The following is a 20,351-nucleotide window of genomic DNA, read 5'->3' on the forward strand; positions in this document are numbered from 1 at the left end:
CACCTCCGCTCGGGACCTCGGATTGCTCCTCGGCCCTGGAGGCTGGGGACCGACCATCGGTCACAGGTCAGGGAGTTGGCGTCTCACTGCCCAACCCCTCTCATCGTCAGCGACCTCATGTCGCACAGCACCCCCCACTCCGCGAGCCCTTCCGCGATCACGCGCATGCCGGCCCGGTGGAAGTCGCGGAAGCTCGCGCCCGGCCGCAGCGCCGCCATGCCCGCGTCCTGCGCGGCGAGAACCAGTTCGTACACCTGTCGCTGGACGGGGGAGAACCGGCCCGACAGCGGGAGGGTGCGGGTGATGTCCGCCGTGTAGAGGCTGTCGGTCTCCACGCCCGCGTCCATCAGGAGCAGGTCGCCGCCGCCGAGCCGGCCGTCGTTGCGGATCCAGTGCAGTACGCACGCGTGTGCGCCCGACGCCGCGATCGTCTCGTAACCGGTCCCGTTGCCCTCGGCCCGGGCCCGGCGGTTGAAGACCCCCTCGATCCACCGCTCGCCGCGCGGATGGGCGAGGGCGCGCGGGAGGTCCCGTACGACGTCCTCGAACCCCGTGGTGGTGTGGTCGACGGCCAGCTGCAGCTGGTCCACCTCCCACGCGTCCTTGACCAGGCGCAGTTCGGAGAGGGCGACGGCGAGTTCCGGGTCCGTGGCGGGAGTGCGCCCCGACGGTGAGCCCAGCGTGTCCAGGTGGGCGCAGCGGATGCCGGAGAGCCGCTCCGCCTCCGTGAGGTCGGGGCGGCGACCGACCCAGAACTCCCCGTAGCGGCGGTCGCGGTAGAACTCCTCGTTGCCGCCGCCGCGCGGTGAGCGCGGGCGCAGGTGGAGGACGGCCTCGTGCCCGTGCGGGCCGGCCGGCTCCAGGACCAGGACGTGGCCGACCTGGTCCTCGCCGGTGAGCCCGGTCAGCCAGGCGTACGCGCTGTGCGGGCGGAAGCGGTGGTCGCAGTCATGGCTGCGGACCTTCAGCTCGCCCGCGGGGATGATCAGGCGTTCCCCCGGGAAGCGGGCGGAGAGGCGTGCGCGGCGGGCCGGGGTGACGGCGTACGCGGGGATGCGGGTGGCGTCCGGCAGCGGAGAGGCCGCCCAGTCCGACGCCATGAATCGCGACAACTCGGCTGATACCGGCAGGTCGTGACTGCCGATGTTCAGCCCGGCGGTGGGGCGGGAGGGGGTGTCGCTCACAGGGGCTCCCTCAAGAAGATGCGAACTGGTGGGCGCACAGGTCTTGTCAGTGCAATTTCACATTACTATGTTACAGCTCACACCGCGGCATGTTAATCCCCGCCAAACGCCGTGTGAAGCAGGGCAGTTCCGCACCTTCCCCATTGCCCCTCCCAGCCAGGAGTTCTTGGTGTCCCAGCACAGAGTCGTGCGCACGTCCCTCCTCTCCGCCGCCGTCACGGTCACCCTCCTCGCCGCCGCGGGCCAGACCGTGACCCAGGCCGCCGAGACCGGAGCCCGCACCAACTCCTCGAGTGCCACCGGGCCCGGCACCTTCGCCGCCGAGTCGCCCGGCACCTCCGCCGCCACGCCCGGCACCTCCGCCGCCACGCCCGGCACCTTCGCCGGCGGCGCCCCCGGCGCCGAGGCCGGTGCGAACCCCTTCGACGAGGTCGAGCACCTCGCCGACGCGCGGCAGACCGCCCCCGCGCCCGCCCCGGCCCCCGGCGGCCGGGCCGTCACCAACGGCAGGATCCCCGGCGCCGTCACCGCGCCCGCCGCCGTGACCGCCACGAAGAGCGGCAGGCTCGCCGCCTCCGCCCGGAGCGCCGCCGCGGGCGTCCCCTGCACCCTCGACGGGATCACCGGACTCACCCCGGAGCAGTTGGCCGACTTCCTCGCCGACCCGGCCGTCACCGCGGGCGCGGGCGGCTGTCTGGCGGGCCTCGTCTGGACCTGGGACGCCCGGCTGGCCCCGGTCATGTCCGACGCCCACGTCCAGGCCGTCTCCCGCCGGATATCCGGCCTGGCCGCCGCCCACGACGGCCGGGGCTCCTCCCACCTGGAGGAGATGTTCACCTACCTGCACGCCGTGGCCTACCACGACCACTCCCGCACCGAGATCGACGTCACCGACGCCCCGACCGTCGACGCGATGCGCCAGGCCGTCGCCGCCTTCGCGGGCGCCGCCCGCACCTTCGACGCCACCGCCTCCAACGCCCGCACCCTGCGCGAGGCCCTCTACGCCGCCAGCGCCCCCGGCCTGCGCCATCACCAGCTCGGCCTGATCAAGAACGTCCTGGCCGCCATGGACCCGTCGCACACCGCGACGAACCTGGACACCGCCTGGGCGGGCGCGGCTCTCGCCGCCCTCTCCGTCAACTACCTCGGCGTGTACGCGGGCAACAACGACACCGCGTTCCAGGCGGCGGTGGCGGGCGACGCCCCATACCGCGACACCTTCAAGAACTTCGCGACGTACGCCCACCTCAAGGGCACCGCGAACGCCTGGGTGGCCCGCGACGCCATCGCCGAGTTCGGCCGCTTCGGCCAGATCGCGGGCCTGAGAGACGAGACCGTCGCCGGCCTCGGCGCGCTTCTGGGCCCGGCCAGGGCCGCCTTCGGCGACGGCAGCGCGCCGTGGGCGAAGGCCGTCTCCTGGCTCAACTTCTACCAGGCGTGCAAGCCGTACGGGGTGTGCAAGGAGGACATAGAGAAGGCGCTCTTCCCGAACACCTACACCTACGGCAGCGGCGCCGACGGCGCCGACGGCGCCATCAAGGTCCGCACCGCCCTCGACCGGGCCACCGTCGACCAGCTCTACTACGCGAGCAAGCAGGTCAAGGCCCAGTTCCACCGGGTGGTCGGCTCCGACCAGCCGATCGCCGGGGACCCCAACACCACCCTGAACATCGTGCTCTACGCCTCCCGCGCGGACTACGTGAACTACCACCCGGTCCTCACCGGTTACGGCACCGACAACGGCGGCATCTACATCGAGAACGGCGCCACCTTCTACACCTACCAGCGCCGCGTTCCCGAGGACTCCTCGCTCACCCTGGAAGAGCTCTTCCGCCACGAGTACACGCACTACCTCAACGGCCGCTTCGCCGTCCCCGGCTTCTTCGGCCAGGGCGCCTGGTACCAGGGCGACCGTACGACCGCCATGGACGAGGGCACCGCCGAGTTCTTCGACGGCGCGACCCGCGACAACGGCATCGCCGTGCGCAAGTCCCTGGTCAAGAGCATCATCGGCGACACGGCCGGCGGCGGCCCGCGCATGTCGGTCAACCAGCTCCTGCACGCCACCTACGCCAACGACGGATTCCGCTTCTACGGCTACGCGGGCACCTTCTTCGAGTTCCTGTGGACCGAGCAGCCCTCGAAGCTGCGCGAGATGTACGGCTACCTGCGCGCCGACGACCCGGCGGGCTTCGACGCCTGGCGGGTCCGCATGGGCCGGGACTCCGCCGTCCAGAGCGGCTACGACCGGTTCCTGGACGCCCAGATCGCCAAGGTCGACCAGCTGTACGTGCCGAACACCTCCTTCACCCCGAACGCGCAACTGCGCGACGCGGCGCTCGCGGACGTGAAGTCCACCTTCACCACGGCCACGTACAGCCACCCGGACTGCGTGGAGAACGGCGAGCCGGGCAAGCGCCGCTTCACGTGCACCGGCAAGATCACCGCGAACCTGAAGGACTGGCGCAGCGACGACCAGAACTTCAAGGACATGTCCGAGACGGTCGACTACTTCATCCTCGACCGGGCGGGCGCCGCCTCGAACAACCTGGCCGACATGAACTGCTCCTTCGGCCCGCCGGAGATCTGGACCAACCGGGTGGCGGGGACCTCGGGTTACAGCTGTGAGGGCCCGCTGCGCGGCTGACCTCGAGCACCCCTGTCCACCCCTAGAGATATGTGACATATTACTGCCGTGCCCAGACACTCCCTGGATCTCGTGATCATCGGCGCGGGCGTCGTCGGAGCCGCGTGCGCGTACTACGCGGCGCACGCCGGACTCCGCGTGGCGGTCGTCGACCGCGGCCCGGTGGCCGGCGGCACCACCGGCGCCGGCGAAGGCAACCTCCTCGTCTCCGACAAGGAGGCGGGCCCCGAGCTGGACCTCGCGCTGCTGTCGGCTCGGCTGTGGCGCGAGCTCGCGCTCGGTCTTCCGCGGGAGATCGAGTACGAGGCCAAGGGCGGACTGGTCGTCGCGGCCGACGAGGCCACCGTGAAGGCCCTACGGGGCTTCGCGGACGGCCAGCGCGCGGCCGGGGTCGACGCGGTCGAGGTGGGCCCGGGTGAGCTCCGCGAACTGGAGCCCCACCTGGCCCCGGACCTGGCGGGCGGCTTCCACTACCCGCAGGACGCCCAGGTCCAGCCGGCCCAGGCGGCGGCGCGGCTGCTGGCGGCCGCGCCCGGGGTGACGGTCCACCTGGGGGAAGAGGTCACGGAGCTGCTCCGGGGCCCGGCGGGTGGGCTCCGCGGGGTCCGTACGGCCCGCCGGGACCTGTCGGCCCCCGCGGTGGTCAACGCGGCCGGAACCTGGGGCGGTGCGGTGGCCGCGCTGGCCGGAGCGGCCCTTCCGGTGCTGCCCCGGCGAGGGTTCGTCCTGGTGACGGAGCCGCTGCCGCGCGTGGTGCGGCACAAGGTCTACGCGGCGGACTACATCGCGGACGTGGCCAGCGGGTCGGCGGCGCTGCAGTCCTCGGCGGTGGTCGAGGGCACGCCGGCGGGGCCGGTCCTGATCGGCGCCACCCGCGAACGGGTCGGCTTCGACCGCTCGCTGTCCACGGAGGCGCTGCGGCGGCTGGCGGGGCAGGCGGCCGCACTGTTCCCGGTCCTCGCGGACGTCCGGGTGCTGCGGACGTACCACGGCTTCCGCCCGTACCTGCCGGACCACCTTCCGGCGATCGGTCCGGACCCCAGGGTCCCGGGCCTCTTCCACGCCTGCGGCCACGAGGGCGCGGGCATCGGCCTGGCCCCCGCGACGGGAGCCCTGATCACCGCAGCCCTCACGGGCACACCCCCCGCCCTGGACCCGGCCCCCTTCGCCCCCGACCGCTTCCCGGAGCCGCCCCGATGACCCGGCCCCACCAGGAGCGCCCCCGCTGCCGGGAGCCGGCACCGGGGCCCCCGGGCGGGGCTGGGGGTCGCCTCAGCTCCCCCAGCGGTAGCTGGGGGAGCTTGAGGCGCGGGGTCTGGGACGGAGCCTGGGGGGTAGGGGACTTCGCCCCGCGCGGCACCCGTCCAACGAACCACGGCCGGTCAGAGGAACGACGAGGAGAACGGAAGCGATGAGCGAAGCGACGAGGGGCCGGCGAAGGTCGCCCCGCGACTTGGTCGGCGGAACAGCCGCGGAAACCTGGAGCCTGCGCTTCGACGACCGCGAGCTGCCCGCCCAAGCCGGGCAGAGCATCGCCGCGGTCCTCTGGTCCGCCGGCATCCTCGCCTGGCGCACCACCCGAGAATCCGCCGCCCCCCGAGGCGCGTTCTGCGGCATCGGCAGCTGCTACGACTGCCTCGTCACCGTCAACGGCCGCCCGAACCAGCGCGCGTGCCTCGTCCCCGCCCGCCCGGGCGACCTCGTCACCACCCAGGAAGGGACCGGCCATGACGACCTCGCCGTCTGAGCCGTCTGACAGCCCGTCCGGCCCGGCGTCCGGCCCGGTGCCCGGCACGGCGCCCGACACCCGGTCCGCGACCCCGGTCGACCTGGCCATCGTCGGCGCCGGCCCGGCAGGCCTGGCCGCCGCGGTCACGGCCGCGGGCCTCGGCCTGCGCGTCACCCTCCTCGACGCGGGGGAGCGGCCCGGCGGGCAGTACTACCGCCACCCCGCGCCCGGACTCGGCGCGGCCCGTCCCGAGGCCCTGCACCACGGATGGTCCGCCTTCGCCTCGCGCGAAGCCGCCCTGCGCGCCCACGAGTCGGCCGGGCGGATCACGTACCTCCCCCTCCACCACGTCTGGACGCTCACCCCGGACCACGGCGGGAGCCCCGGCTGGACCCTGTACGCCGTCGCCGGCCCCGACGAGGCTCCCGCGACGGTCCGGGCCCGGACCGTCCTGCTCGCCACCGGCGCCTACGAGCGGCAGCTCCCCTTCCCCGGCTGGACCCTGCCCGGGGTCGTCGGGGCCGGCGGGGCGCAGGCCATGCTGAAGGGCGGGCTCGTGCTCCCGGGCAGCCGGGTCGTCGTCGCCGGGAGCGGGCCCCTGCTGCTCGCCGTGGCCGGCTCGCTCGCCGCTGCCGGAGCCCGCGTGCCCGCCGTGGTGGAGGCCGCCGCCTACACCGGCTACGCCGCCTACACCGGCTACGCCGCCCACGCCCCCGCTCTGCTGCGCAACCCCGGCAAGCTCGCCGAAGGTGCCACGTACGGCGGGGCCCTGCTCCGCCACGGGGTTCGCCTGCTCACCCGGCATGCCGTCACCGAGGCGCACGGCGCCGACCGGGTCGAGGCCGTGACCGTGACCCGCCTGGACCGCGACTGGCGCCCGCTGCCCGGGACCGCCCGCCGCATCCCCTGCGACGCCGTGGCCGTCGGCCACGGGCTCGTGCCCCAGCTGGAGCTGGCCACCGGTCTCGGCTGCGCCACCCGCCTGAGCCCGGACGCCACCATCGCCCTGGAGCTGGACGAGCAGCAGCGCACCTCCGTGCCCGGCGTCTGGTCCGCCGGGGAGACCGGCGGCATCGGCGGCGCCCAACTGGCGCTGGCCGAAGGTGAGATCGCCGCCCACTCCATCGCGGGCCGGCCGGTCCCGGCGCGCCTCGCCCGGACCCGTACGAGGCTGCGCGCCTTCGCCGCCGCGATGGCCGGCGCCCACCGCCCGGGCCCCGGCTGGACCGACTGGCTGCGCGAGGACACCGACGTGTGCCGCTGCGAGGAGGTTCCGGCCTCCCGGATCCGGGAGGCCGTCGAAGACCTGGGGGCCCGGGACGCCCGTACGGTCAAACTCCTCACCCGGGCCGGGATGGGCTGGTGCCAGGGCCGGATGTGCGGCCCGGCCGTCGCCGCCCTCGCCGGAGCGGACCCGGCCCCCGACCGCAGGCCGCTGTCGTGCCCCGTGCCGCTGCGCCACCTCGCCGCGCTTCCCCCCGAAGCCCCTTCCGACGGGCTTCGCGCCGAACTTCCCTGACGGGGGACTGCCAACAGGACGGCCCGTACCTCTTGTGGCCGCCTCGCAGCCACTAGTAAAATGTCACACACCACTCTAGGGAGCCTTCTCATGACTCACGCGCACACCCCCGCGCCCGCCGGTACGGACACCCGCACCCGCCCCTGGCACGGCATCATGGTCGCCACCGTGCTACCCCTGCGGGAAGACCTGAGCGTCGACTACGACGCCTACGCCGAACACGTGGCCTGGCTGATCGCCAACGGCTGCGACGGGGTCGTCCCCAACGGCTCCCTCGGCGAGTACCAGACCCTCACCGACGAGGAGCGCGCACGCGTCGTGCGGACCGCCGTCGAGGCCGCCGGCGACGGCGCCCGCGTCATGCCCGGAGTCGCCGCCTACGGCAGCGCCGAATCCCGCCGCTGGGCCGAGCAGGCCGCCGAGGCCGGCGCCGGATCCGTGCTCCTGCTGCCGCCCAACGCCTTCCGGGCCGACGCGGACGCCGTACGCGCCCACTACGCCGAGGTCGCCCGCGCGGGAGTGCCCGTGGTCGCGTACAACAACCCCATCGACACCAAGGTGGACCTCGTCCCGGCACTGCTGGCCCGGCTGCACGCCGACGGCTCCATCGTCGCCGTCAAGGAGTTCAGCGGGGACGTGCGGCGCGCCTACGAGATCGCCGAACTCGCCCCGGGTCTCGACCTGTTGATCGGCGCCGACGACGTCCTCCTCGAACTCGCCCTGGCCGGCGCGGTCGGCTGGATCGCCGGCTACCCCAACGCACTCCCGCAGGCCTGCGCCACCCTCTACCGTGCCGCCGTCGCCGGGGACCTGGACACCGCCCTGCCGCTCTACAAGTCCCTGCACTCGCTGCTGCGCTGGGACTCCAAGACCGAGTTCGTCCAGGCCATCAAGCTCTCCATGGACCTGGCCGGCCGCCCCGGCGGCGCCACCCGACCGCCCCGCTTCCCGCTGACCGGCGAGATCGAGGCCGCCGTCCGCGCCGCCACCGAGAAGGCCCTTGCCGAGGGCCTCAACTAACTCCGCCCGAGGGGGACCTGATGCGCACGCGCCACATCTACCACGCGGTGGACTCGCACACCGAGGGCATGCCCACCCGGGTGATCACCGGGGGCGTCGGGGTGATCCCCGGCGCCACCATGGCCGACAAGCGGCTCCACTTCATCGAGCACCTGGACCACATCCGGACCCTGCTCATGTACGAGCCGCGCGGCCACTCCGCGATGAGCGGCGCCATCCTGCAACCCCCGACCCGTCCCGACGCCGACTTCGGCGTCCTCTACATCGAGGTGTCGGGCCTGCTCCCCATGTGCGGACACGGCACCATCGGGGTCGCCACCGTCCTGGTGGAGACCGGCATGGTGCCGGTCGTCGAGCCGGTCACCACTGTCCGGCTCGACACCCCGGCCGGGCTGGTGAGCGTGGACGTCCGGGTCGAGGACGGGGCGGCCACCGCCGTCACCCTCACCAACGTCCCGTCCTTCTGCGTCGGGCTCGACCTCAAGGCGGACGTACCCGGATACGGCACGGTCACCTACGACCTCGCCTACGGCGGGAACTTCTACGCCTTCGTCGAACTCGACGCCCTCGGGCTCCCCTTCGACCGGGCCCGCGGAGACGACCTGCTCGCCGCCGGCCTGGCCGTCATGGAAGCCGTCAACGCCTCCGGCGACCGGCCCGTCCACCCCGAGAACCCCTCCATCGCCGGGGTCAAGCACGTCTACCTCGCCGCGCCCGGCTCCGACGCCCGCCGCTCCCGGCACGCGATGGCCATCCACCCCGGCTGGTTCGACCGCTCGCCGTGCGGGACGGGGACCAGCGCCCGCATGGCGCAACTGCACGCCCGGGGCCTGCTGCCCCTGCACACGGACTTCGCCAACGAGTCCTTCATCGGCACCGAGTTCACCGGCCGGCTCATCGGCGAGACCACGGTGGGCGGGCTTCCCGCCCTCGTACCCACCGTCACCGGGCGGGCCTGGATCACCGGCACCGCCCAGTACTTCCTCGACCCGTCCGACCCGTTCCCCGGAGGGTTCCTGCTGTGACCGTCGTACGAACCGTGGACTACCACACCGCGGGCGAGCCCTTCCGCGTCGTCGACCTCACCTCCGGGGGGACACCGCCCGTGCCCGGGGACACCGTCGCCGAGCGCTGCGCCACCGCCATCGGACCCGGGGGATCGGGCACGGCCCCCCGGCGCGGCGCCCTGGACGACGTACGGCGGCTCCTCGTGCAGGAGCCGCGCGGTCACGCCGGGATGTACGGGGGCTTCGTGGTCCCGCCCGACGACGACGGGGCCCATTTCGGGGTGCTGTTCTGGCACAAGGACGGCTACTCAACCGCCTGCGGGCACGGCACCATGGCGCTCGGCGTCTGGGCCGTGGAAACCGGCCGGGTCGCCGCCCCGGACGACGGGGACGTCCAGGTACGGATCGACGTGCCCTCGGGGCGGGTCGGCGCGACCGTGCACCGCGCCGGGGGCCGCACCACCGGGGTCACCTTCCGCAACGTCCCGGCCCGCACCAGCGCCCGCAAGGTGCCCGTCGCCACCACCCTGGGCATGGCCGAGGTCGACATCGCGCACGCCGGGGCCTGCTACGCGTCCCTGCCCGCCCGGGACCTCGGCCTGGAGGTGACCCGCGCCGCGCTGCCCGGGCTCGTACGGGCCGGGAAGGAGATCCGGTCCGCCCTCGCGACCCACCCCGGTACCTGGCACCCGGACGGGCCGCTGCTCTCCGGGGTGTACGGGGTGACCCTGTACGAGGAACTCCCCGGCACCCCCTTCGGGCCGCACCAGCGCAACGTCACCGTCTTCGCCGACGGGCAGATCGACCGCTCGCCCTGCGGCTCCGGCACCTCCGCGCGGCTCGCGCTGCTCGCCGAGGACGGGCGGCTGGGGCCGGGGGAGGACCTGCTGCACGAGTCGGTGGTGGGCACGGTGTTCACCGGCCGGGTCGCCGCCGCCTCGGAGGCCGGGGTGGTGACGGAGGTCACCGGAGCGGCGTACCGCACCGGCGAACACACCTTCTCCGTGGACCGGCACGACGCGCTCGCCGCCGGGTTCCTGCTGTGAGGGGGCCTGCTGTGAGGGGGGCCGCTGTGACGGGGCCCGCGGTGACCCCATCGGCCATGCCCCCTTCCGCCGGTATCCCGCAGTTCTCGGCGGCCGGCACGGCCGGTCTGCTCGGCCCGGCCGCGGCCGCCGACGCGCTGGCCGGCGTACTGCGGGCCGGGCTCGACCCCGAGACCTGCCCGCCGCGCAGCTCCCTGCCGGTGGCGGGCGGCGGGGAGCTGCTGCTGATGCCGGCCGCCGCCGGCGCCTACGCGGGGGTGAAGATCGCCGGGGTGGCGCCCCGGAACCCGGCCCTCGGGCTGCCCCGGATCACCGGCTCCTACCTCCTCCTGGACGGGCCGACCCTGCGCCCGCTGGCCCTGTTCGACGGGGCCGCGCTGACGGCCCTGCGCACCCCGGCCGTCTCGGCCCTCGCGCTGCGCCACCTGGCGCCGGCCGGCCGGCCGCTGCGGCTGCTGCTCTTCGGATCGGGGCCGCAGGCGTACGGGCACCTCGAAGCGGTGCTGGCGATCCGCCGGCTGGCCGAGGTGGTGGTCGTGGCCCGGGACCCGGCAGGAGGGGAGAGGCTCGCGGCCCACGCGCGGGAACTGGGCGTCCCGGCGCGCCCGGGGGCCGCGGCCGAGGTGGCCGACGCCGACCTGGTCATCTGCTGTACGACGGCGCGCGAGCCCCTCTTCGACGGGCGGCTGATCGGGCCGGGGGCGACGGTCGTCGCCGTCGGCTCGCACGAGCCGGACGCGCGCGAGGTGGACACGGCCCTCGTCCGGCGTTCGGCCGTGTACGTGGAGTCGCGTGCGGCGGCCCTGCGGGAGGCGGGGGACCTGCTGGTGCCGGAGGCGGAGGGGGCGATCGGGCCCGGTCATATCAGCGGCACCCTGGCCGACCTGGTCGCGGGCCGGATGCCGGGCGGCGGGACGGGAAGTTCTCCACAGCTCTTCAAGAGTGTGGGCATGGCCTGGGAAGATCTCGCTGTGGCGGTCGCTTGGTTCGAGGCCGCCGGGAGGAACAGCGCAACGTGACATTGTACGCTGTTCCTTCGCGCGCCGATGGTGTGAGCGGTCTCGGAGGAAATGCAATGGGTGACCTGAAGCAGCACAGTCTCATCAAGGCTCAAGAACGGCTCCGGGACCAGGTCGGCCACGCCCTCCGAGCCGCCCTGATAGCGGGTGAACTGCGCCCGGGGAGCGTCTACTCGGCTCCCGGGCTCGCGGCGGAGCTCGGCGTCTCGGCCACCCCGGTGCGCGAGGCGATGCTCGACCTGGCCCGCGAGGGCCTGGTGGAACCGGTCCGCAACAAGGGCTTCCGGATCACGGAGGTCAGCGAGCGCGATCTGGACCAGTATACCGAGCTGCGCACGATGATCGAGGTCCCGACCATCGGCCGGATCACGAAGATCGCCACCCCCGAATCGCTGGAGGCCCTGCGCCCCATCGCCCAGGAGATCGTCACCAGCGCGCGCGAGCACAACCTCATCGGCTACCTGGAGGCCGACCGCCGCTTCCACCTCACCCTCCTCGGCCTCTCGGGCAACGACCGCCTGGTGGAAACCGTCGGCGACCTGCGCAAGCGCTCCCGGCTGTACGGCCTGACCGGCCTGGACGAGGCCGGCAAGCTGGTCTCCTCCGCCGAGGAGCACCTCGAGCTGCTCGACCTGATGCTCACCGGCGACGCGGAGGCGGCCGAAGCCTGCATGACCCGCCACCTGGGCCACGTCCGCTCCCTGTGGGCCCAGGGCCGCGACGAACCGGTCGGCCGCACCCCGGGCCGCCTGGGCTCGGGCAGCCTGAACTCGAGCGGCTGACCGGGGGTCCGGCCTCGACCCGTTCCGTGCCGCCGTTCCGTGCCGCCGTGCTGCTCCGGCGGCACGGCGCTACTCCTGGAGAACGACCCGCTCGTCCTCACCGACCGGCTCCTCGAACCCCGCCGCGTACCGCTCCAGGAGCTCGTCGCAGACGGTGACGCGGTTCGCGGACCGCGTCCCGGAGTTGCGGACGGCGAGGCGGCGTAGCAGCGTGTCCGGCACCGGCTCGGGGCCCCGCATCGGATCCATGGCGGGGGCATGGGCGGCCCCAACCCTCCGCCTCCCGAACGGATTTGGACACGGCTGGATAACGGAGGCTCCGACCCCTTGTCAGTACAATTTCACATTACTATGTTACCGGTCACATCATAGAGCGCGGCCCTTCACTGGAGTGACCCATGACCAAGCGCACCCAACTCGCCCTCGCCACCACCCTGGTGGCCGCACTCGCACTCGGCGCCTCGGGCTGCTCCGACCCCAAGAAGGGCTCGGCCGGAGGCGGCGGTGGATCCAACCCCGCCTCCTCCAACGACGGGAAGATCCTCGGCGGCGCACCCGTCAAGGGCGGCACCATCACCGTCCTGTCCAACCAGGACTTCGCCCACCTCGACCCCACCCGCAACTGGGTCATGCCGACCATGGACTTCGGCACCCGCCTCCTCTACCGCACCCTGGTCACCTTCAAGGCCGAACCGGGCAAGGCCGGCACCGAGCTCGTCCCCGACCTCGCCACCGACCTCGGCACCCCCTCCAACGGCGGCCGCACCTGGACCTTCACCCTGAAGGAGGGCGTGAAGTACGAGGACGGGTCGCCGATCAAGGCGCAGGACATCAAGTACAACGTCGAGCGCTCCATGGCCCCCGACCTCACCGGCGGCCCCGACTACGCGGCCCAGTACCTCGCCGGTGCCGAGGGCTACAAGGGCCCTCTCCAGGGCAAGCACCTCGACTCGGTCAAGGCCCCCGACGACCGCACGATCGTCTTCGAACTGAAGCGGCCCGTGGCCGAGTTCTCCGCGACCGCGACCCTGCCCACCTTCGCGCCGGTCCCCGAGTCGCAGGAGAAGGGCACGCAGTACGACGCCCGCCCGTTCTCCTCCGGCCCGTACAAGATCGAGTCGTACGACCGGGACAAGAAGCTCGTCCTGATCCGCAACGAGCACTGGGACGCCGCCACCGACACCGTCCGCAAGGCCTACCCGGACAAGTTCGTGGTCGTCATGGGCCTCAAGGGCGGCCAGATCGACGACCGGATCATCGCCGGGGAGGGCGCCGACGCCTCCTCCGTCCAGTGGTCCGACATGCGGCCCGAGAGCGCCCCCAAGGTGCTGCCCAAGCCGGAGGTCAAGTCGCGGCTGCTCGCCGAGTCCCAGGGCTGTACCGAGATGCTCCAGATGAACAACTCCCGCGCACCCTTCGACGATCCGAAGGTCCGCGAGGCCCTGCAGTACGCCGTCGACAAGGAGGCCGTGGTCACCGCGGGCGGCGGCCCGGCGCTCAACGAGATCGCCACCGCCTACCTGCCGCTGGCCCTCTCCGGCGGCAAGCCGGCCGACACCCTGAAGATCGCGCCGTCCGGCGACCCGGCCAAGGCCAAGGAGCTCCTCAAGGCCGCGGGCAAGGAAACCCTGAAGGTTTCCCTGGCCGTGTCCACCGGGGACAAGGGCAAGGCGGAGGCCATCCAGCAGGGCCTGGCCCGCGCGGGCGTCGAGGTGGTCATCGACACCGTCGACCCGGGCGCGTACTACGACGTCATCGGTGACACCACCACCGCCCCCGACCTCGTCCTCGCCGGCTGGTGCCCCGACTACCCCTCCGGCTCCACCTTCCTCCCCTTCCTGTTCGACGGCCGCACCATCAAGGCCAAGGGCAACTCGGGCAACTACTCGCAGTTCCGCGACGACGCGACGATGAAGCGGATCGACGAGATCAACGCCATGGCCGACGCCAAGCAGGCCAACCAGGCCTGGATCGACCTCGACGCCGAGATCATGAAGAAGTCCCCGGCCGTACCCCTCCTGCTGGAGCGCAAGCCGCTGCTCGTCGGCACCAACATCGCCGGCGCCTTCGGCCACCCCGTCTGGGTCGGCCAGCTCGACTACGCCACCATCGGCCTCAAGGACCCGGCCAAGAGCCAGGGCCAGGGCTGACCATGACCGCCGCCCTCGCCGCCGACTCCACGGACACGGCGGACCCGGCGGCGGTCGGTGGGATCCCTCCGGGCAGCAGCCCCTGGCAGCTCGCCCGGCGGGAACTCCGCCGCCGCCCCGCCGTCCGCATCAGCCTCTGCGTCGTCCTCCTCTTCGTGCTCATGGCCGCCACCGCCCCCTGGCTGGGCGCCCTCGGCGGCTGGTCCCCGGACGAGTTCGACAAGACCGCCATCGACCCCTACCTCGGCGGCCAGCCGCTCGGCTCCTTCGGCGGGATCAGCCCCGAGCACTGGCTCGGCGTGGAACCCGTCACCGGCCGCGACCTGTTCGCCCGCGTCGTCCACGGAGCCCAGGTCTCGCTCCTCATCGCCTTCACCGCCACCGCCATCGTCGTCGTGGCGGGCACCGCCGCCGGAATCGCCGCCGGCTACTTCGGCGGGCGCACCGACGCCGTCCTGTCCCGGCTGATGGACCTGACGATGTCCTTCCCGTCCCTCATCTTCATGATCGCGATGCTGTCGGTGGCCAAGGACGTCAACCGCATCGTCCTCATGACCGTCGTCATCGGCGTCTTCGGCTGGCCCGGCGTCGCCCGCGTCGTACGCGGCCAGGCCCTCTCCCTCAAACACCGCGAGTACGTGGACGCCGCCCGCGTCGGCGGGGCGAGCTCCTGGCGGATCCTGACCCGCGACATCCTCCCGGGAGTCTCCGGCCCCGTCATCGCCTACACCACCCTGCTCATCCCCGGCATGATCAGCACCGAGGCCGCGCTCAGCTACCTCGGCGTCGGCGTCCGGCCGCCCACCCCCTCCTGGGGCCAGATGATCGCCGAGTCCGTGGCCTTCTACGAGACCGACCCGATGTACTTCGTCATCCCGAGCCTCTTCCTCTTCCTCGCGGTCCTCGCCTTCACCCTGCTCGGCGACGCCCTGCGCGACATCCTCGACCCGAGGGGCGGCCGGACGTGATCCTCTACCTCGCACGCCGGCTGCTCGCCCTCGCGGGCGTCCTCCTCGCCATCGCCGCCGTCACCTTCCTCATCTTCTACGTGCTGCCCTCCGACCCGGCCGCGGCCGCCTGCGGCAAGACCTGCAGCGCCGAGCGGCTGGCCGACGTACGCGCCTACCTCGGCCTCGACCAGCCCCTGTGGCGGCAGTTCACCGACTTCCTCACCGGGATCTTCACCGGCCGCACCCTCGGCACCGGCCAGTACGCCGTCCAGTGCGACTTCCCCTGCCTGGGCTACTCCTACGAGAACTCCCTGCCCGTATGGGACCTGCTGATGGACCGGCTCCCGGTCTCCGCCTCCCTCGCCGTCGGCGCCGCCGCCCTCTGGCTCCTGCTCGGCCTCGGCGCGGGGGTCACCGCCGCGCTGCACAAGGACACCGTCACCGACAAGGCGCTCATGGTGGGCGCGGTCGCCGCCGCCTCCCTGCCCGTGTACTTCACCTCCGTGATGCTCATCTACGGGGTCATCCGCATCGCCGGACTCCTGCCCTACCCCACCTACCAGGCCTTCACCGACAACCCCCTCGGCTGGGCCACCAACCTGCTCCTGCCCTGGACCGCACTGGCCCTGCTCTACGCCGCCATGTACGCCCGCCAGAGCCGCGGTTCGATGATCGAGGCGATGGCCGAGCCGTACATCCGCACCGCCCGAGCCAAGGGAATGCCCGAGCGCACCGTCGTCGTCAAACACGGACTGCGCTCCGGGATGACCCCGATCCTCACCATCTTCGGCATGGACCTCGGCGGCCTGCTCGCCGGAGCCGTCATCACCGAGTCCATCTTCGGACTCCCGGGCATCGGGAGGCTGTTCTACGGGGCCCTGGTCAGCTCGGACCAGCCCGTGGTGCTCGGGGTCACCCTGCTGGCCGCCTTCTTCATCGTCGTCGCGAACCTCGCCGTCGACCTCCTGTACGCCGTCATCGACCCGAGGGTGAGGTACTGATGGCTCCTCCTCCCAAAGCCCCGCTGCTCCAAGTCCGCGATCTGCACGTCACGTTCACGACCCCGCGCGGCGCCGTACGCGCCGTCGACTCCCTCGGCTTCACCGTCGAGGCCGGCCGCACGCTCGGCATCGTCGGCGAATCCGGCTCGGGCAAGTCCGTCACCTCCCTCGCCGTCATGGGCCTGCACCGGGGCGCCGAGATCGGCGGCTCCATCGCCCTCGACGGGCAGGAGCTCACCACCAAGTCCGAGAAGGAGCTCTCCAAGCTGCGCGGCCGCAAGATGGCCATGATCTTCCAGGACCCGCTGTCCAGCCTGCACCCCTACTACACGGTCGGCGAGCAGATCGCCGAGCACTTCCGGGTCCACTTCCGGGCCGGCCGGGCCGCCGCGAAGAGGCGCGCCGTCGACATGCTCGGCGAGGTCGGCATCCCCGAACCCGCCCGCCGGGCGGGGGAGTACCCGCACCAGTTCTCCGGCGGCATGCGCCAGCGCGCGATGATCGCCATGGCGCTCGCCTGCGAACCCGACCTGCTCATCGCCGACGAGCCGACCACCGCCCTCGACGTCACCGTGCAGGCGCAGATCCTGGAGCTGATCGCAGGGCTCCAGCAGGACCGCGGACTCGGGGTCGTCATGATCACCCACGATCTGGGCGTGGTCGCCCGGGTCGCCCACGAGGTGCTCGTCATGTACGGCGGCCGGGCCGCCGAACAGGCCTCGGTGGACGCGCTGTTCACCGACCCGGCGCACCCCTACACCCGGGGCCTCCTCGACTCCCTGCCCCGGCTGGACGACGCCGACGACGAGCCGCTGAGGGCCATCCCCGGCTCCCCGCCCTCGCTGCTCGCCCCGGCCCCGGGATGCGCCTTCGCCCCGCGCTGCGCCATGGCCGCCGCGGGCACGGAGGAGGACCGGCAGCGCTGCGCCACGGTACGGCCGGAGCTCCGGCCGTACGGCGATGAAGGCCGCGAGGCGGCCTGCCACTTCGCGGGCGCCGTACAGGAGGTGACCCGATGACCCCGGCGAACAGGACCGGACCCCGGACCGGCACGGTCCCGGCGGCCCGGGGTGAGACCCCGCCCCCGCTGCTGCGCGTACGCGACCTCACGATGACCTTCCCCGGCAGACGGACCGTGACCGGGCGCCGGGGGGCTCCCGTGCGCGCCGTCGACGGAATCTCCTTCGACCTGGAGGCCGGCCGTACCCTGGGCCTCGTAGGGGAGTCGGGCTGCGGCAAGTCCACCACCGGGCGGATGCTGGTACGGCTGCTGGAACCGACCTCCGGGAGCGTCGAGTTCGACGGCAGGGACATCAGCCGGCTCTCCCAGAGCGCCCTGCGCCCGCTGCGCCCGGGCCTGCAGATGGTCTTCCAGGACCCGCACTCCTCCCTCAACCCCCGCCAGACGGTGGCCCGGATCATCTCCGACCCGCTGCTGGTCCAGGGTTCCGGTGCGGCGGACGCCCGCCGCCGGGCCGCCGAGCTGATGGAGCTCGTAGGACTGATCCCGGAGCACATCGACCGTTATCCGCACGAGTTCTCCGGCGGCCAGGCGCAGCGCATCGGCATCGCCCGCTCGCTCGCCACCAGCCCCCGGCTGATCGTCGCCGACGAGCCGGTCTCGGCGCTCGACGTCTCCGTCCAGGCACAGATCGTCAACCTGATGGAGCGGCTGCGCACCGAACTGGGCCTGGCCTACGTGTTCATCGCGCACGACCTCTCCGTCGTCAAACGGGTCAGCGACCGGGTCGCCGTCATGTACCTCGGCCGGATCGTCGAGATGGGCGACAAGAAGGCGCTCTACGAGAACCCCCAGCACCCCTACACCAGGGCGCTGCTGTCCGCCGTGCCGCTGCCGGACCCGGCGGCGGAGCGGCGGCGCGAGCGGATCGTGCTGCTCGGCGACCCGCCGAGCCCGGCCGCCCCACCCCCGGGCTGCACCTTCCACCCCAGATGCCCCAAGGCCCAGGCCGTCTGCCGGACGGAAGCCCCCGTCCTGCGCACGACGGAGGGCCGCGAGGTGGCCTGCCACTTCCCGGGCGTGGAGGGGTAACGCCAGGCTCCGCTCCCGGGGGCCGGCCCCCGGGCGCGGCCCGGGGAACGGGGGAACCGGGGGTCCCCGGACGGAGTCCGGGGGAGGGTAGGGGACTTGGCCCCGCGCAGCGGCGACCCGCAGCCGGAGCCCGCCCCTGCCCGCCCCCTCAGCCCAACTCGCGTCGGAAGAACGCCAGTTCCTGCGCCACGATCTTCTCCCGCACCCCACCCGGGGTCATGTGGGTGACCCCCGGCAGCGCGAGGAGCTGGTGCGGACGCCCCGCATCCGTCAGCGCCCGCGACAACCGCAGCGTGTGCGACGGATGCACGTTGTCATCGGCCAGCCCCGTCACCAGCAGCAGCGGCCGCGTCAGCCCCGCCGCGTCCGCGAGCAGCGAGTCCCGCTCGTACACCTCGGGGTGCTCCGCCGGCAGGCCCAGGTACCGCTCGGTGTACGCGGTGTCGTACTGCCGGAAGTCGGTCGGCGCGGCCCCGGCCGCCGCCGCGTGGAAGACGTCCGGGCGGCGCAGCACCGCGAGGGCGGAGAGGTACCCGCCGTAGGACCAGCCGCGGATGCCGACCCGGGTCAGGTCGAGGTCGCCGTGGCGTGCCCCGAGCGCCTGCAGGGCGGCGACCTGGTCCTCCAGGGTGACCTCGGAGAAGCCCCGGTACATGGCGTGGGTGAACTGGGGGGAGACGTACGCGGTGCCGCGGTTGTCGACGGTGACCACGGCGAAGCCCTGGTCGGCCCACCACTGCCGGAGCTGCCAGCGGCGCGGCTCCGCGCTGACGTCCTGCATGCCGGGGCCGCCGTAGCTGTCCATCAGTACGGGCAGCCGCGTGCCGGGGACGTGGCCGCGCGGCCAGACCAGCGCGGTGGGGACGCCGTGCTCGGTGACCCGCTCCAGCACCGGGACCACCCGGTACGGCAGCGGCTGCGACAGGTCGCCGGGAGTGAACTCTCTTCCGTCGGCGGTCCGTAGGACGCGCCGGACCCCGTCGGCGTCGGCGGAGGTCAGCAGCAGCGCCCCGGCGGCGGCCTGGACGCTGTGCACTCCCGGCCCGTCCGCGAGCGCGGTCAGCTCGCCGGTGTCCGGATCCAGCAGGAGCACCTGCTGCTCGGAGGGGTCGCGCCGGCCGGCCTCGATGAGCAGCCGGTTCCCGTGGGCGCCGGCCACCTTGCGGACCTGGAGCCCGTCCCCGGTGAGGAGTACGCCGTCCAGCGCGAGCGCGCGGGCGGCCCCGCCGCGGGTGTCGGCCGAGGTGAGCATCCGGCCGTCGGCCAGGCGTGCCGGGGTGCCGGGGAGCATGGGGTCCACCCACTGGGGGTGCGTGGTGCGCGACAGCTCCCGGGTGCGCCCGGTGTCCGGGTCGGCGGAGAGCAGCAGGACGTGTCGCTGGAGCCGGTCCCGCACGGTGAGCAGGATCTCGGCGGGCGAATCCCAGCCGGCGTCGGAAACGTACGGGTAGGTCTCGGCGTCCCAGGCGAGCCGTACGGCGGGGTCCCCGCCCGGCCCGAACACCCAGAGCTGCACGTCGGCGTTGGGGCCGCCCGCCTCGGGGTACGCGAAGTCCTCGGCCGGCAGCTCCGGGTGCGCCGGGTCGGCGAACCAGCGCCGCTGGAGGGCGGATTCGTCGACACGGGCGGCGAGCAGGCGCTGTCCGTCGGGGGACCACCAGTGGCCCCGGTGCCGGTCGAGCTCCTCGGCGGCGGCGAACTCGGACACGCCCCAGCGGGCTCCGTCCCCCGGGCTGACCCGGCCGCCGGGGACGGTGTGCAGGGCGTCGTCGGCGACGTAGGCGATGCGTGAGCCGTCGGGGCTCGGGAGCGGGTCGAAGACGGGTCCGGCGGTGGGGAGTTCCTTGGGCTGCGCGGGCTGTCCGGCGTCCGCCTCCCGGGTGACCTCGTACAGGCGCCCGTAGAGCGCGAACACCGCCTTGTGTCCGTCCGCGCAGAGTGCGTACGAGCCGATGCCGGCGGCGACGAGCCGGCTGCGTTCGCGCAGGCGGCGCTCGGCGACGGGGAGGGGCGCGGGCTCGGGGGACAGCTCGCGGGGGTCGGCGAGCCGGGTCTCGGTGCCGGTGGCGGTGTCCAGGACCCACAGGCTGTCGAGAGGATCGGTGGGTCCGGTGGAGCGGAGGAACCAGAGGAGCCGGCCTTCGCCGCCGAAGGCGAAGGCGCGCGGGGCGCCGTGGGTGAACCGGGCGGTGCTCGCGGAGAGCCTGAGGAAGTCATCCATGCGATCCATGAAACCAGTGTGTC

The 20,351-nt window shown here is 73.3% G+C and carries 16 protein-coding genes and 1 pseudogene; 14 read left to right on the forward strand and 3 right to left on the reverse strand.

Translation table 11 applies throughout. The features are described from left to right. Positions 1-125: 125 nt before the first annotated feature. Positions 126-1,184, reverse strand: a pseudogene (locus tag OTB20_RS20000) (aminopeptidase P family protein); the annotation flags it as partial. A gap of 169 nt (positions 1,185-1,353) precedes the next feature. On the opposite strand from OTB20_RS20000, the gene OTB20_RS20005 reads away from it, so the two are divergent. From OTB20_RS20005 to OTB20_RS20045, 9 genes are all read left to right on the forward strand, one after another. Continuing rightward, positions 1,354-3,831, forward strand: coding sequence for a collagenase (locus OTB20_RS20005; protein ID WP_267819327.1), 2,478 nt, complete (start codon positions 1,354-1,356; stop codon positions 3,829-3,831). 48 nt (positions 3,832-3,879) lie between these two features. Further along, the gene (locus tag OTB20_RS20010; RefSeq protein WP_267819329.1) at positions 3,880-5,031 is read left to right on the forward strand and encodes an NAD(P)/FAD-dependent oxidoreductase; all 1,152 of its coding nucleotides are present in this window, start codon (positions 3,880-3,882) and stop codon (positions 5,029-5,031) included. A gap of 211 nt (positions 5,032-5,242) precedes the next feature. After that, positions 5,243-5,578, forward strand: coding sequence for a (2Fe-2S)-binding protein (locus OTB20_RS20015; RefSeq protein ID WP_267819331.1), 336 nt, complete (start codon positions 5,243-5,245; stop codon positions 5,576-5,578). Continuing rightward, positions 5,559-7,079: an NAD(P)/FAD-dependent oxidoreductase gene (locus tag OTB20_RS20020; RefSeq protein ID WP_267819332.1), complete on the forward strand. Its 1,521-nt coding sequence runs from the start codon at positions 5,559-5,561 to the stop codon at positions 7,077-7,079. The genes OTB20_RS20015 and OTB20_RS20020 overlap by 20 nt, the downstream gene beginning before the upstream one ends. Before the next feature lie 90 nt (positions 7,080-7,169). Beyond that, positions 7,170-8,099, forward strand: coding sequence for a dihydrodipicolinate synthase family protein (locus OTB20_RS20025; protein ID WP_267752788.1), 930 nt, complete (start codon positions 7,170-7,172; stop codon positions 8,097-8,099). A gap of 20 nt (positions 8,100-8,119) precedes the next feature. Next, on the forward strand, positions 8,120-9,124 hold the full coding sequence (locus tag OTB20_RS20030; RefSeq protein ID WP_267819333.1) for a proline racemase family protein: 1,005 nt from the start codon (positions 8,120-8,122) through the stop codon (positions 9,122-9,124). Further along, the gene (locus OTB20_RS20035; RefSeq protein WP_267819334.1) at positions 9,121-10,152 is read left to right on the forward strand and encodes a proline racemase family protein; all 1,032 of its coding nucleotides are present in this window, start codon (positions 9,121-9,123) and stop codon (positions 10,150-10,152) included. Before OTB20_RS20030 ends, OTB20_RS20035 begins: the two co-directional genes overlap by 4 nt. Before the next feature lie 56 nt (positions 10,153-10,208). Beyond that, positions 10,209-11,171: an ornithine cyclodeaminase family protein gene (locus OTB20_RS20040; RefSeq protein ID WP_267819336.1), complete on the forward strand. Its 963-nt coding sequence runs from the start codon at positions 10,209-10,211 to the stop codon at positions 11,169-11,171. Between the two features lie 56 nt (positions 11,172-11,227). Further along, positions 11,228-11,953, forward strand: a complete 726-nt coding sequence (locus OTB20_RS20045) for a GntR family transcriptional regulator (RefSeq protein ID WP_267819338.1) — start codon at positions 11,228-11,230, stop codon at positions 11,951-11,953. Positions 11,954-12,022: 69 nt separating this feature from the next. Here OTB20_RS20045 and OTB20_RS20050 read toward each other — a convergent pair whose 3' ends face one another. Next, complete coding sequence (locus tag OTB20_RS20050; RefSeq protein ID WP_267819339.1) at positions 12,023-12,202, reverse strand: hypothetical protein; 180 nt, start codon at positions 12,200-12,202, stop codon at positions 12,023-12,025. Between the two features lie 149 nt (positions 12,203-12,351). On the opposite strand from OTB20_RS20050, the gene OTB20_RS20055 reads away from it, so the two are divergent. The 5 genes from OTB20_RS20055 (at position 12,352) to OTB20_RS20075 (ending at position 18,107) form a co-directional block, all read left to right on the forward strand. Beyond that, positions 12,352-14,103: an ABC transporter substrate-binding protein gene (locus OTB20_RS20055; protein ID WP_267819341.1), complete on the forward strand. Its 1,752-nt coding sequence runs from the start codon at positions 12,352-12,354 to the stop codon at positions 14,101-14,103. 2 nt (positions 14,104-14,105) lie between these two features. Then, entirely contained in the window at positions 14,106-15,071 is a 966-nt protein-coding gene (locus OTB20_RS20060; RefSeq protein ID WP_267819343.1) for an ABC transporter permease, read from the forward strand. Then, positions 15,068-16,054, forward strand: a complete 987-nt coding sequence (locus tag OTB20_RS20065) for an ABC transporter permease (RefSeq protein ID WP_267752800.1) — start codon at positions 15,068-15,070, stop codon at positions 16,052-16,054. Before OTB20_RS20060 ends, OTB20_RS20065 begins: the two co-directional genes overlap by 4 nt. Further along, on the forward strand, positions 16,054-17,073 hold the full coding sequence (locus OTB20_RS20070; RefSeq protein WP_267819345.1) for an ABC transporter ATP-binding protein: 1,020 nt from the start codon (positions 16,054-16,056) through the stop codon (positions 17,071-17,073). Before OTB20_RS20065 ends, OTB20_RS20070 begins: the two co-directional genes overlap by 1 nt. A 92-nt stretch (positions 17,074-17,165) precedes the next feature. After that, entirely contained in the window at positions 17,166-18,107 is a 942-nt protein-coding gene (locus OTB20_RS20075; protein ID WP_267819512.1) for an ABC transporter ATP-binding protein, read from the forward strand. Positions 18,108-18,255: 148 nt separating this feature from the next. Here OTB20_RS20075 and OTB20_RS20080 read toward each other — a convergent pair whose 3' ends face one another. Further along, positions 18,256-20,337, reverse strand: coding sequence for a S9 family peptidase (locus OTB20_RS20080; protein WP_267819347.1), 2,082 nt, complete (start codon positions 20,335-20,337; stop codon positions 18,256-18,258). Positions 20,338-20,351 lie beyond the last annotated feature (14 nt).

The sequence above is a fragment of the Streptomyces sp. H27-H1 genome, from assembly GCF_026627445.1.
GTDB lineage: Bacteria > Actinomycetota > Actinomycetes > Streptomycetales > Streptomycetaceae > Streptomyces.